Source organism: Longimicrobiales bacterium (assembly GCA_029245345.1).
GTDB lineage: Bacteria > Gemmatimonadota > Gemmatimonadetes > Longimicrobiales > Gaopeijiaceae > CALFPJ01.
The window spans coordinates 1-12,747 of sequence record JAQWPM010000012.1 but is presented as its reverse complement, the minus strand read 5'-3'; the positions used below and the strand labels follow the sequence as shown (position 1 = coordinate 12,747).

General features: G+C 62.0%; 10 protein-coding genes and 1 pseudogene. 7 read left to right on the top strand and 4 right to left on the bottom strand.

Going from position 1 to position 12,747, the window contains the following annotated elements:
- Window positions 1-24: 24 nt before the first annotated feature.
- Both P8L30_03080 and P8L30_03075 read right to left on the bottom strand, forming a co-directional pair.
- Entirely contained in the window at window positions 25-840 is an 816-nt protein-coding gene (locus tag P8L30_03080; GenBank protein MDG2239158.1) for an inositol monophosphatase family protein, read from the bottom strand.
- Complete coding sequence (locus P8L30_03075; GenBank protein ID MDG2239157.1) at window positions 830-1,885, bottom strand: hypothetical protein; 1,056 nt, start codon at window positions 1,883-1,885, stop codon at window positions 830-832. The genes P8L30_03080 and P8L30_03075 overlap by 11 nt, the downstream gene beginning before the upstream one ends.
- Window positions 1,886-2,021: 136 nt before the next feature.
- Between P8L30_03075 and trpS the strand changes: the two genes are divergently transcribed.
- The 5 genes from trpS to ffh all read left to right on the top strand — a co-directional run bounded on the left by trpS (window position 2,022) and on the right by ffh (window position 8,274).
- Window positions 2,022-3,038 (top strand): tryptophan--tRNA ligase, encoded by a 1,017-nt coding sequence (gene trpS / locus P8L30_03070; GenBank protein MDG2239156.1) that lies wholly within the window; start codon window positions 2,022-2,024, stop codon window positions 3,036-3,038.
- Between the two features lie 81 nt (window positions 3,039-3,119).
- Window positions 3,120-4,250 (top strand): PilT/PilU family type 4a pilus ATPase, encoded by a 1,131-nt coding sequence (locus P8L30_03065; GenBank protein ID MDG2239155.1) that lies wholly within the window; start codon window positions 3,120-3,122, stop codon window positions 4,248-4,250.
- A gap of 9 nt (window positions 4,251-4,259) precedes the next feature.
- Window positions 4,260-5,168: a dihydrodipicolinate synthase family protein gene (locus tag P8L30_03060; protein MDG2239154.1), complete on the top strand. Its 909-nt coding sequence runs from the start codon at window positions 4,260-4,262 to the stop codon at window positions 5,166-5,168.
- Window positions 5,169-5,590: 422 nt separating this feature from the next.
- Entirely contained in the window at window positions 5,591-6,877 is a 1,287-nt protein-coding gene (locus tag P8L30_03055; protein MDG2239153.1) for an adenylosuccinate synthase, read from the top strand.
- Between the two features lie 35 nt (window positions 6,878-6,912).
- Complete coding sequence (gene ffh, locus P8L30_03050) at window positions 6,913-8,274, top strand: signal recognition particle protein (protein ID MDG2239152.1); 1,362 nt, start codon at window positions 6,913-6,915, stop codon at window positions 8,272-8,274.
- Window positions 8,275-8,308: 34 nt separating this feature from the next.
- Here the strand turns inward: ffh and P8L30_03045 are convergent, their stop codons facing one another.
- Entirely contained in the window at window positions 8,309-9,634 is a 1,326-nt protein-coding gene (locus P8L30_03045; GenBank protein ID MDG2239151.1) for a hypothetical protein, read from the bottom strand.
- Between the two features lie 236 nt (window positions 9,635-9,870).
- Here P8L30_03045 and P8L30_03040 point away from each other — a divergent pair, with 236 nt between their 5' ends.
- Window positions 9,871-10,635 (top strand): hypothetical protein, encoded by a 765-nt coding sequence (locus tag P8L30_03040; GenBank protein ID MDG2239150.1) that lies wholly within the window; start codon window positions 9,871-9,873, stop codon window positions 10,633-10,635.
- Between the two features lie 7 nt (window positions 10,636-10,642).
- Here P8L30_03040 and P8L30_03035 read toward each other — a convergent pair.
- A pseudogene (locus P8L30_03035) lies at window positions 10,643-11,851 on the bottom strand (aminoacetone oxidase family FAD-binding enzyme).
- A gap of 265 nt (window positions 11,852-12,116) precedes the next feature.
- Here P8L30_03035 and rpsP point away from each other — a divergent pair.
- Window positions 12,117-12,747: 30S ribosomal protein S16 (gene rpsP, locus P8L30_03030; protein ID MDG2239149.1), on the top strand; the 631-nt coding region annotated here is incomplete at its 3' end.

The window sequence follows — 12,747 nt, the reverse complement described above, 5'->3', positions numbered from 1 at the left end:
GCTGCCGGAGGGCCGAGGCGGGTTTCAGCCGTCGAGAATCGCTTGCAATTCCTGGAGTAGATGTGCGGAGTTCGCGCCTGTTACAGGTCCCGTAGCGATGTCCAACGGGCTTCCGTCGGGACGGGCGAGCACCCCGCCGGCCTCTCGGACGAGCACGAGCCCGGCCGCGAAATCCCACGGCATGAGGATCTTCTCCCAGAACGCGTCGAGTGACCCCTGTGCGAGGTAGCAGAGGTCCAGCGCTGCGGCTCCAGCCCGCCTTACGCCCGAAGCAGCAGGGAGCACCCGACCAAGCTCACCTAGGTACTCAGGGAGGACTTCGAGGATCTTGAACGGAAATCCGGTCCCGACCATCGCAGAACTCAGTGGCCGTTCTGACGAGACCGAAATTCTCCGCCCGCCTTTGAAGGCGCCGTGCCCCTTTGCGGCCCACCACCGCTCCCCACTGGATCCACTCGCGACCGCTCCAGCCACAGGATCACCGTCCACGGCTACCGCCACAGAAGCACAGTAGTGTGGGTGGGCGTGAAGGAAGTTGGCTGTTCCATCTAAAGGATCCACAATCCACAGTGGGCGCCCATCCCAGCGCGCGAGCTGCTCCTCGACCGACTCGTCACTCTCCTCCGCGAGGATCAAGTGATCCGGGTGATTCCTCTGAATCACAGCGAGTGCTACTTCTTGAGCGTCGATGTCGGTCTGGGAGACGTAGTCGGCCCTGGCCTTGATCGTGGCGCCAGCCAAGAGGACCCGACCCGCGTCTCTTCTGTGAATTGCTACTGCAGCCTCAGCCGCCTCCCGGGCCGTGTTGAGCAGAGAGTCCAGCCCGGCGTCAGCCCCCACGCTTGGTCCACAGCCCGACCATGCAGAACGCAGATGTCGAGTACTCCAGCGGAATGCTACTCGCGCTTGGGAAGAGTTCGATGACCTCGACCTCTACGGTGTTCAACGCCATGAACTCGCTCACGTCATCGCCCGAGCGTACAACCCGTATTCCGTCCAGCCAGATCTCAGGGGCGCACCCTGCGTTGCCCTGCTGCATTCCTCGCCGAAAGCGCATCTGGTAGCGGAAGCCCGCGCCGGTCACTGAGGTACTGGGTAACCCTTGCAGCATCTGAGCGACCGGGCCGTAACCGCGGCGTTTGAAGTCGGTGGCTGTGAGATAGATGCCGCCGAGGCCACGTTCCATACGCTCAAACACTGGTTGCAGCTTTCTGGCTACAGCACGGGAGCGCACCGTGACTTCGATACCGTCCAGGGGAATGGCCTCTTCCTCCACCGGGATCCATGCGTCGTACGAGGTCCCGGGCTGGGTGTCTATAGCCCACTCCCGCGCTGTGTATCCCAGATGGTCTGCCCGGATACGGATCGGACCGGGGCGTACGTCACCCAACACGAAACGCCCGTCGTACCGCGTTAGGACCTGTCGGCCTGTGGCCATGTCTGTGATCTCGGCGTTCTCGACTCCGTCGCCCGTACTCGCAACGACCACTTGCCCCCGAATATGGGCGATTCGCTCGTCGCCGAGAGTCTCCTCAACGTCCGCGATGCCCATCGAAGCCATAGAGATCGTCACGCCGACCTGTGCCAGCTGGATGGGGCCGACTTCGATGATCTCGGGTGCCGCACCGAAGCCGGTCTTTTCAGCGACGACCACATAACGCTCGGGCCCGTTGGCCTGAAAGGAGAAGCGCCCCAGGATGTCGGTGCGTGTGGTATCGATCGGCTCGAGGGTCCGGCTGAGCAGACGGATCAGGACCCCACCCAGAGGAGCTCCGGAATCTTCGCCAAAAACAAAACCGCGCACGTTCTGCGCGGATGCGGCGGCAGGAGCCAGGGCGAGCACCAGAAGTGCGAAGCTGACGATTCTCAAGATTCGAAGATTCATGGTGCGAGCCATAGGGTGCGACGGCGATCAGGGTCCCCGATCTGAAAGGCACCCGCTAAGTTAGCGTGCCGGCGGAGGGGAGACATCCTCCGCCCTGTACCAACGTACGCACTCAACCTCTCCTCGTTCCGATCCCATGAACGAAAACACCACGACCGGCCGAAAGAAGCGCGTCTTCAGCGGCATGCAGCCGTCCGGAGAAGCACACCTGGGTAACTATCTAGGGGCGCTTCGCCGTTGGGTGAAGATGCAAGACGAGTACGACTGTCTTTGGTGTATCGTGGACGAGCACGCCATCACAGCGGGCGGAGATCCTGCTGAGATGCCGAAGAACGTCTTCGATCTCGCCGTGTCGTACCTCGCCGTGGGCCTCGATCCCGAAAAGGCCATCATCTTCGTACAGTCGGATGTCCAGGAGCACACGAGCCTCGCTTGGCTGTTCAACGCGGTCACGCCCGTGGGTGACCTCGAACGGATGACTCAGTACAAGGACAAGTCGCAGCATTTTGAGTCGATCCCTGCTGGGATTCTCAACTATCCGATTTTGCAGGCCGCGGACATCCTCTTGTACAAGGGCGAGGGAGTGCCCGTGGGTGAAGACCAACGTCAGCACCTTGAACTCACTCGGGAGATCGCTCGGAAATTCAATGCGGCGTACGGAGAGACCTTCCCGATCACTGAGCCGCTCATTGAGAAAAATGTTGGGCGGATCATGGGGCTCGACGGCAACGCCAAGATGAGCAAGTCGCTCAACAACACCGTGCCGATGTTGTCTGAACCGGAAGATGTGTGGGCCCGGGTGCGCACTGCGGTCACGGATCCGCAGCGGGTTCGCAGGGACGACCCTGGGCGGCCTGAGGTGTGCAACGTCTTCAGCCTGCATCAGTTCTTCGCGAGTGAAGACGCCCGCACCGACATCGAAACACGGTGCCGAGGAGGTACGATCGGTTGTGTGGACTGCAAGCGTATCCTGGCGGACAACATCGCGGAGGCCTTTGGCCCGTATCGTGAAAAGGCCGCCTACTACAACGCGAATCCGAGTGAGGTGCGCCAGATCCTGGATGATGGCGCAGAGCGGGCGCGTACGATTGCCCGCGCTACGATCGATGAGGTGAAGTCAAAGATGGGACTGCACTGGCGCGATGCCCTGTAGCGACCAGGGCGCGGCCTTTCGCGAGGCTGCGTCCGGGTAGCTATTATCGGTGAATCGCTGAGACGCTTCGGAGGATCATCCATGCAGGAATTGTTCAAAGCCGCCATTGAGCGCGGCGCGAGCGACATCCATATCAAGACGGGTGACTTCATTCGCGCGCGTATCCACGGTGAACTTCAGCCGCTCACGCAGCAGCGGTTGTCCGTGGAGCAAGTGACGGGTATCGCGCTCAAGTTGATCCCTCACGAAGAGGATCGACAGAACTTTGATAAGATGCTGGACTACGACTGTTCGTGGGGCATTCCAGGCGTGGGCCGGTTTCGTGTGAACATCATGAAGCAACGCGGCTCGCCCATGATCGTCATGCGCTCCATCCCAATCGAGATTCCGTCGACGAGCGACTTAGGCTTGCCGCCGATGGTCGACAAGATCGCGAACCACGAACGAGGTCTGATTCTGGTGACCGGTGTCACGGGATCGGGCAAGAGTTCGACGATGGCGGCCATGATCGACTGGATGAACAAGAACAAGGCGCTTCACATCGTCACGCTCGAGAACCCTATCGAGTTCCTGCACCGCGACAACAAGTCTTCCATTTCGCAGCGGGGCATCGGCACCGACACCGAGTCCTTTGTCTCGGGCCTGCGTGCGGTGCTGCGCCAGGACCCCGATGTGATTCTCATTGGTGAGATGCGAGACAAGACCACGATTGAGATTGCCCTAAAGGCGGCTGAGACGGGTCACTTGGTGGTGTCCACGCTGCACACAAAGAACGCCACGCAGACGATTTCGCGTATCATCGCGGTCTTCCCGCCGGAAGAGCAGGACATGATCCGGATTCGACTCGCAGAGTCGCTTCAGGCGGTCCTTAGTCAGCGCCTCGTGCAGAAGAAGGATGGCGGGCGGGTGGCCGCTATGGAGATCATGCCCGTGACGGCTACGATCCGGGACTGCATTCGGGACCCGGTCCGCATGGACGACATCTCGAATCTGATCGCAGATGGGAAGGATCATTATGGCTCCCAGACCTTCGACCAGCATCTCATGGATCTCGTGAAGAGCGGAGTGGTGGACTTCCAACTCGCCATGGCTGCCGCAAGCAACTCGGCGGACTTTGATTTGAAGATGAACATGTTCAACGACCCGGCGGGTGGCGAGAAGGCCGGAGATGGGAACATGCAAGACGAAATAACCCAGATTTTCGGAGGCTAGGACCAAAATATGATCGACCTCAGCGGTACTTTTCTGCCGGTTACTACACCGTTTGACCCTGTCACCGGCGACATCGATGTCGTCGCGTTCCGCGCCAATCTCAGGCGTTGGTTCGAGGACCCGATCAGCGGAATCTTGATCGCTGGTTCGACCGGGGAGTCCGTCTTCCTGGATGAAGCTGAGTGTAAGGACCTCATCGAAGCTGCTCGCGAGGTCGTCCCTGCGGACAGGATCATCATCGTAGGTACCGGTGGAGAGTCCACCCGACACACCATTCGCAATTGTGAGCAGGCTGCTGCCGCTGGAGCCGATGCGGTCTTGGTGAGTCCGCCCGCGTACTTCAAAGGTGCCATGACACCCGAGGTGCTGGACCGGCACTACCGGGCGGTTGCCGCGGGATCCCCGTTACCGGTGCTGATCTACCAGGTGCCCCTACGTCTCAGCACGTTGGAGTTCCCGACCGGACTGGTTGCCGAACTGTCGCGCGTCGACAACATCGTGGGCATCAAGGACTCGCGCGGTAAGCTCGAACTCGTCGGGGAACTCGTCGAAGCATGTGCTGACGATTTCCAGGTCATGGTAGGGTCGGGGGCCATTCTCTATGGCGCCCTCGAAACCGGTGCGGTCGGCGGAATCGTCGCCGTGGGCCTGATGGCTTCCAGTGCCGCCGCGCACATCTCGGTCGCATTCAAGGATGGACGGACCGCGGAAGCCGGCCAACTCCAAGAACGCATCGTCCCGGTCCATAATCAGATCGTCGGCGGCATGGGAGTTCCCGGAGTGAAGGCAGGCATGGACATCCTTGGCTTCAACGGCGGCGCACCCCGCCCTCCGCTGGCACCAGCGTCCGACGCACGAATCGAAGAGATCCGAGGCATCCTGGACGCAGCCGGCCTACTGGAAGGCGTTGTAGTCTAGGACGGGACCACCGCGTTTCGGAGTTCCCGGCGAGGGCGCTTCGTTCGGGCTGGTTTTGTCCGGGCGTCTTGTCACTGCGTCGAGTCATCTTCGTTTCTCGCTCACTTCGCTCCGAGGCATAGCCTCGAGCCGTCGCTGGGAACTCCGAGACACGGTGGCCCCTCCCGTTCCTTCTGGGCACGGGGGTTGTAGCCTTTCTTCGTGGCTGGCGGTGTGCCTCCACTGAGTGGAGGTGCCAACGAACCACAAACGCAAAACGAACAGCCACATCGAAGCAGGGGTTCGTTGACACCCCCCGAAGCCCCGCCTAGCTTTTCCCAAAGGATACACCGGTCAAACGGGCCATCCCCCGCGCGGGGAGGGCCCGTTTTCTCGTGCCCCAGACCCCGCGTTGTTCAGGCTTTCAAAACGCGCTGGAGATCATGCCTGCTCAGGGTAAGTGCACCGTCATCGTCGGTTGCCAGTGGGGAGATGAGGGGAAAGGGAAGATTGTCGATGTCCTGTCGGAGGGTGTCGACATCGTCGCTCGCTACCAAGGCGGGGCGAATGCCGGTCACACAGTTCACGTCGGCGAGTCTGAGTTCATCCTTCATCAGATCCCTTCGGGGATTTTGCACGACGGAAAACGCTGCCTTCTAGGCAACGGCGTCGTGCTCGATATCCGGCAGTTCTTCGATGAATACGATGCGCTGGTGAAGCGCGGGATCGATCTCACAGGTCGCGTGGGTGTGAGCCAGCGGGCACAGCTGCTACTTCCCTACCACCGCATGCTTGACAAGGCGGCTGAGGGGGCGGCGACCACGAAAATCGGCACGACAGGCCGCGGAATTGGACCGGCCTACGAGGACAAGGCCGGACGTCGCGGTGTACGCGTGATCGACCTCGGGAACCCCGAGCGCTTGGCGAAGCTGGTTGATTCGGCCAAAGAGCGCGTATGTCGCCGTTTGGATCAGCTCGGTGTCGGGACAGGGGAGCTGGATGCCGCCATGGAAGAGGCTATGAGCCTCGGTGAGCGACTGCTTTCGCTTTCGACGGACACCGGCCCGGAAATTTCTGCGGCGCTCCGTGCCGGGAAGCGTGTGCTTCTCGAAGGCGCTCAAGGGACCGCTCTCGACCTGGATCACGGCACATACCCCTTCGTTACGTCGTCGAACACGACCGCTGCGGGAGCCGCGACGGGCACCGGAATTGGGCCCACAGCCATCGATTCGGTGGTTGGCGTGGTGAAGGCATATACGACGCGAGTCGGTGAAGGCCCACTCCCCAGTGCGTTCGAGCCTGAGATGGACGAGCATGTTCGTATGCTCGGCGGAGAGTTCGGTGCCACGACCGGTCGGCCGAGACGTTGCGGTTGGTTTGATTCGGTCCTGTCTCGGCATGCTGCTCAGGTCAACGGACTGACTGGCATCGCGGTTACGAAGCTCGATGTGTTGGATACGCTGCCCGAGCTCCAGGTCGCGACCGCGTATCGGATGCCGGACGGGAGTGTCACGGACACGTTCCCTGCAGACACCTGGTCACTTTCCTCTGTCGAGCCGGTCTACGAGACGTTGCCCGGTTGGGAAGCGCCTACGGGGCACGTACGTCGCCTTGAAGACCTCCCTACGAACGCGCGGGCATATCTGGATCGGCTCGAGGAACTGACCCTCGCTAAGGTTGAGTGGATCTCTGTGGGTACGAAGCGCAACCAGATTATTCCCGTCGATTGACGGAACCCGCACGCTAGCGACGCCGTAGAGGGATCATGTTCGACGAACTCAGCTCAAAACTAGACGGAGCGCTCAAGAAGCTCCGGCAGCGTGGCGTTCTCAACGAGGCCATGATCAAAGAGGGCCTCCGGGAGGTACGGAGGGTCCTGCTCGAGGCCGACGTGAATTTCCAGGTCACGCGCGAGTTCTTAGGCCGGGTACAAGAGAAGGCCCTCGGCGAAGCGGTCCTCAAGGCGGTGTCTCCAGGTCAGCAGATCGTCAAGATCGTCCATGACGAATTGGCCTATCTGTTTGGTGATGGGCCGACTGTCATCGAGCATCCCTCCAAGCCGCCCACTGTCATTCTCATGGTCGGGCTGCAGGGCTCCGGAAAAACTATTTCGGCGGCCAAGCTGGCTCGCCGCTTCGGACGCGAGGGCCGGACGCCTCTGCTGGCGGCCTGCGACCTTCAGCGCCCAGGGGCCATCGAGCAGTTGAAGATGCTGGGGGAACAGATCGGCACGCCGGTGGTCGCGGGTGACTTCGAGGGCGATCCGGTCGCTGCGGCTTCGGCTGCCAAAGAAAAGGCGGTGGCCGACAATCACTCGGTCCTCATCGTGGATACCGCGGGTCGTCTCCAGATCGAGGAGGCGCTCATGGGCGAGTTGGGGCGCATTCGTGATGCGGTGCAGCCCCACGAGATCCTGCTCGTTGCAGACGCGATGACGGGGCAGGAGGCAGTGAAGATCGCCCAGGGCTTCGACGAGGCTTTGGGGATCACCGGTGTTGTCATGACGAAGATGGACGGTGACGCGCGTGGCGGTGCCGCTCTGTCCATCAGGGGCGTGACCGGGAAGCCGATCAGGTACGTGGGTGTCGGCGAGGGCGTGGATGACCTCGACGCGGCGGACCCTCAGCGACTCGCGGGTCGCATCCTCCAGATGGGTGATGTGATCGGGCTGGTCGAGCGTGCTCAGGTCACCATGGATATGGAGGAGCAGGAGAAGCTCCAGAAGAAGGTGCTCGGGGAAGGGCGCTTCACGCTCGAAGATTTCCTCGTGGCCATGCGCCAGGTACAGAAGATGGGCCCACTCGATCAGCTGCTGAAGCTGATTCCAGGGGCGGGACGCATGAAGATCCCGGCTGCGAACATGGACCCCAAGCGTATGAAACACGTGGAAGCGATCATCTTGTCGATGACGCCCGATGAGCGCAGGAAGCCGGCGATCTTGAACGGTTCACGCCGCGCCAGGATCGCGAAGGGCAGTGGTCGCCCCGTCGCCGAAGTGAATCGCCTCATGAAGCAGTTCAAGGAGATGCGGAAATTCATGAAGCAGATGAAGGGCATGATGGGTGGCGGGGGCGGCGGGATGCCCGGAATGGGCGGGGGTCTCCCCGGGATGCCGTTCGGGCGCTGAGTCCAGCCGATGATGTATGCGAATTCCGCTGAGACTACTGCAGGAGTTCAACCACCCGCTCGCGAAGGGCTATGACACGGGCTCGGATGGCTGAATCCTCAGCCAACCACCGCTCGCCCTCATTCCAGGTCAATGTGACCATCTCAAGGGCAGCCCTCGAGTCGAGACCGGCGGGGCTCCCAGCCTCCAGACGGTCGACGTAGTAATCGAACACGAACTCCGTGACGCCCGGTCCCACCGTGTTTTCATACCCGCCCTCCACCGAGTCGGCCAGCATCGCACTTCTGACGGCGAGAAAGCCGTCCTGAAGGAATTGATCCGCGTGCTCCTGATGGGCGGGTCCATTCCCGACCATGCGCCTCAGCGCCACGAACACGGCCACGCGCGGTAGCTCCTGCGCCTGAATAAACGTGCTCATGTACCCACTGGGTTCGTTGAACGCCTCTGGATGATACGAATAGGCCAGGTACATCCAGCGGGCACCGATGATGTAGATCGACGCGATCACACGGTCAAAACCCGCGTAGTTTTCCTGGTCTGTCGTTACACCACTGAGCGCGATCGCCGACGTGCCCACGTCCCACCAGGCCTGCGCCACCTCGACGGGCACCGCCTCAGGCGCGCCGAGGCGCAGGTAGTGCTGCGCACCGAGACTTGCCATCCAGCGGCGTGCGTCGAAACAAGGGTCCGGGTCCAGTTGCCAACACAACAACTCGGGCCCTTCGGTCGCGGCCTTGAACGGTTCTAGGACACGGAGGAGATTGGATTCGGTCGGGTCGGAGTAGTAGGCAGCTAGCCTGGTCCGTATGGCACCTCCCGAGTAATCCAGCACCTCCCTAGGAAGCCGGACGTCCGGCATCCAGTCTTCGGCGGAATCTTCCAGTGACCACTCGGGCATCGCGAGCGGGACTTGGAGAGATCTCGGGTTGATGGCCCGCAATACATCGGCCGTCAGGCCGGTGGGCCACCCGGACGTTCCGAGCGCGTCGCTCCAATACTTCTGATCGCCTTCCCCAACCCCCCCACCAGGCTGAAACGGAGGGCTCCCGAACGAAACAACGGGCTTCAAGGTCTCGATGTACGCCGTGATGTCTAGGCTCGTCGCACTGTCTACATGACTCAGGCTGCGCCGGAACACATCGAAACTCGAGAAACCGAAGGCCGCGAGATCGTAACCGTCGTGACTTGAGTGACACTGCGCACAACTCTGCACGAACCCGATGTGCCCCGCTACCGGATTACCCAGCGCGTTGGGCGGCGTGACTGGCTCCGGCCCGGTCACGGTTGGCTCGCAACCCGTGAGCACAGCCATCAGGACGATGACGAACGCCGACACCCGCACGCGGGCGATTTCGCCCACTGTGGGTGGACGCTCATGCTGTGGACGGCTGCAGCTCGTCAAATCTCGACTGCCTGTCGCTGAAAGTGGCTCAGAACCTTGGGAAATGTAAGCTACGTCAAGCCTATTGCGCAAAGCTGATCAATCCCGTGCCTACACGGCTTCGTGGGCCACGGAGGCGACGCCATCGAGCTCGCGTTTCTCACGGAGAGGTCGGTCCTTCGAATCATCTTCTGCTCGACCTCCAGCCAGTCGGAGTGGTCTACGTCGCGTCAAGTGGTTCCGGCGGACAGGGTAGGATCTTCCAGTTCGCGGTTAGCGACCACCGTGGTGTCGCTCCGGCAGCGACACCGTCCACGGCCTGGGTAGAGGATCAGCACGTCTTCAGTGGGGACACGATCAAGGTGCCGGTGTGGCTTGATGTCTCGGGCTCGGGGCAAGCGGCGGGTTGGTTCGACGCCGGCCTGTCGTGGGACACTACAAAGGTGGCCTTCGTAGAGATCACGGGTGCGGATTGGGCCGGGGTCTTCACGCCCGACCTCGCATCGGTGAGCCAAGGTACCGTCTCGTTCGTGGCGACCAATCCTGACGGGGCCGAGAATACGGATAGCACCAGAGCCGCCGAACTCGAGATGGTCATCCTGCAAGCACCGGGAGACACGACTCGGATTGATCTCCACGTCTCGTCACTGCTGAGTACGGGTGAAACTGATCTCTCCATCGGCATGTCGGTATACGACGCGCTCTTGTCTACTGGAGTGGGCATGTGGGGTGATGCGAGTGGTGATGGCAGTCTGACTTCATTGGATGCACTGATGTGCCTCACGGCGGTCGTTGGTGGATTGCTGCCCGTCGGGTCAGACGCGTCCGCCTGCGATGTGGCGCCCGATCTCGATCTGAACCAAGACGGTGAGCCGGAGTCCTATGACGGCACTGTGACTGCGCTCGATGCGTTGGCAATTCTCACGCAGATTGTCGCGAAGCCGCTACCGGCTGCCTTCCGGGCGGGACGGCCGCGTTAGCCAGCGGTCAGCTAGCCTGACTGTGTTCGGCGGCCGCGTTCCCCGCTGCTCGCCCAGTCGACCAGGCCCACAAGAAATTGTGGCCACCAATAGGTCCGAAAGCGTCTAGGATCTCCCCACAAAGGTAGAGGCCTGGGGCGCGACGACTCTCGAGCGTTCGAGGGTCCACTTCGGACAGTGCCACGCCACCACCGGTGACCTCCGCTTTCTTGTATCCCTCGTCGCCCGTCCAGGGGAGTGGATACCTCGAGAGTGCTGCGACGAGCCGCTGGCGTTCATCGCGCTTTAGCTGGGACGTCCGGGCGTCCAGCGGCACGCCGCACTCAACCAGCAATGCGTCGGCGAGTCGCTTCGGAATGGCGTCGGCGACCAGCGACCTCACGGCGGAGTGGCCTCCCAAGAGCCGGGCATTCCAGGTCTCCGCATCATCTGCGGTCCACTGGACCGTGATCTCTTGGCGTTCGCCGTCGGTTCGCCCTCGGATGGCCAGGTGGGACGCGTCGAGTACGGTGGGGCCGCTCCAACCCCGATGCGTGAAGAGGAAGCCACCTCGAGTTGAGAAGGCCGGCTTTGTTCCTGGGGCCGAGAGCGTCGCGGTCAGCGAAATGCCGGAGAGGTCCACGTGGGGATGGGGTGTGGCGGTAAGGGGCGTCAGGGCCGGGTACGTTGAGTGAACCACATGGCCCAGCCGGCGCGCGAGTCCGAGTCCGAACCCGTCGCTGCCAGTGGCTGGCACCGAAAGGCCCCCGGTCGCCAGAATCACCGCCTGGGCGTTTAGCGGTGGGGCGTCGCCCATTTCCACTAGCCAAGCGCCTCCATGGGGTTGGACTTGGGTCACACGGGTGTCGAACCAGATCTGCACGCCGGCCTCCCGTACGCGCCGGACCAACCCGTCGCGGACGTCCCGCGCTTGATGGCTGGCGGGAAACAACTTTCCCGACTCCTCCTCGAGTTCGAGCGGCATCTCAAGCTCCGCCTCGAAGAAGCTTCGTTGCTCAGAGAGCGGCCAGGCGCGTAGCAATTTCTTCAGAGTATTCGGTGACGATTCGGTGGTGTACCGCTCAGGATGAACTACGGAGGGCAGGATGTTGCACCTGCCACCGCCGCTGATCAGGATCTTCCTGCCGCCGTCCTTGCTCCCCTCAATCAGCACGACAGGGGCGCCGGCCCGCGCCGCGAATAGGGCGGCCATTAGGCCTGCCGCTCCGGCACCGACAACGACGACAGGGAACTGTGTTTCTGGCTCGGCGGCTACGTTCGGCTCCCGACTCGGGGGGGGGTGATCGGGCCGAAGCTACGAACGTGGCTTGGGCAGCGGTAGCCGTGGCGAATGGACCCTTCACTTGGATCGACCCTCATCGCTGTACAGTCACTACCGACTCTTTTATCGTATCCCTCTGTCCAGCGCATGGTAAACAGCTGTCTGGACTCGCCCCTCGCGTCTTTGCGGCGGGCGGACGTACCGTCAGACCATTGAGAACATGTCCGTAAAGATTCGTCTCCGGCGTATGGGCCGGAAAAAGAAGGCCCACTACCGGGTTGTCGTCGCCGATAGCGCTTCCCCGCGTGATGGCCGATTTGTCGAGACGCTCGGCTACTACAAGCCGCTTTCACACCCCGCTCGTCTGGTCATAGATCTGGGGCGCGTCGATCACTGGATCGGAGAGGGTGCACAGCCTTCCACGACGGTGAAGTCGCTGATCTCCAAGGCGCGTGCTGGCGGAGACGCCACGGTCGCTCTGGGCGAGGTCGGGAAAGAAGAGCGTGAGGCCAAACGTGCCGAACAACTCGCTGCCCGCCAAGCTGCCGAGGTAAAGGCCGGTGCTGCTGCCGCTGCTGAAGCTGCTGCCGAGGCTGCTGCTGCCGAAGCTGCGGCTGCTGAAGCTGCTGCTGCTGAAGCTGCTGCAGAGACTGCGGCTGCAGAGGCTGCTGCAGACGCCGAAGCTGAGGAAGCTCCTGCAGAGGAAGCTGCTGCTCCAGAGGCCGAAGCTGAGGAAGCTCCTGCAGAGGAAGCTGCTGCTCCCGAGGCCGAAGCTGAGGACGCTCCTGCAGAGGAAGCTGCTGCTCCCGAGGCCGAAGCTGAGGACGCTCCTGCAGAGGAAGCTGCTGCTC

Bases quoted from the DNA above. Each gene is read 5' to 3' on its own strand.
- ffh (MDG2239152.1), top strand. From the start codon at position 6,913: ATGTTCGACGAACTCAGCTCAAAACTAGACGGAGCGCTCAAGAAGCTC.
- P8L30_03060 (MDG2239154.1), top strand. From the start codon at position 4,260: ATGATCGACCTCAGCGGTACTTTTCTGCCGGTTACTACACCGTTTGAC.
- trpS (MDG2239156.1), top strand. From the start codon at position 2,022: ATGAACGAAAACACCACGACCGGCCGAAAGAAGCGCGTCTTCAGCGGC.
- P8L30_03055 (MDG2239153.1), top strand. From the start codon at position 5,591: ATGCCTGCTCAGGGTAAGTGCACCGTCATCGTCGGTTGCCAGTGGGGA.
- P8L30_03075 (MDG2239157.1), bottom strand. From the start codon at position 1,885: ATGAATCTTCGAATCTTGAGAATCGTCAGCTTCGCACTTCTGGTGCTC.
- P8L30_03065 (MDG2239155.1), top strand. From the start codon at position 3,120: ATGCAGGAATTGTTCAAAGCCGCCATTGAGCGCGGCGCGAGCGACATC.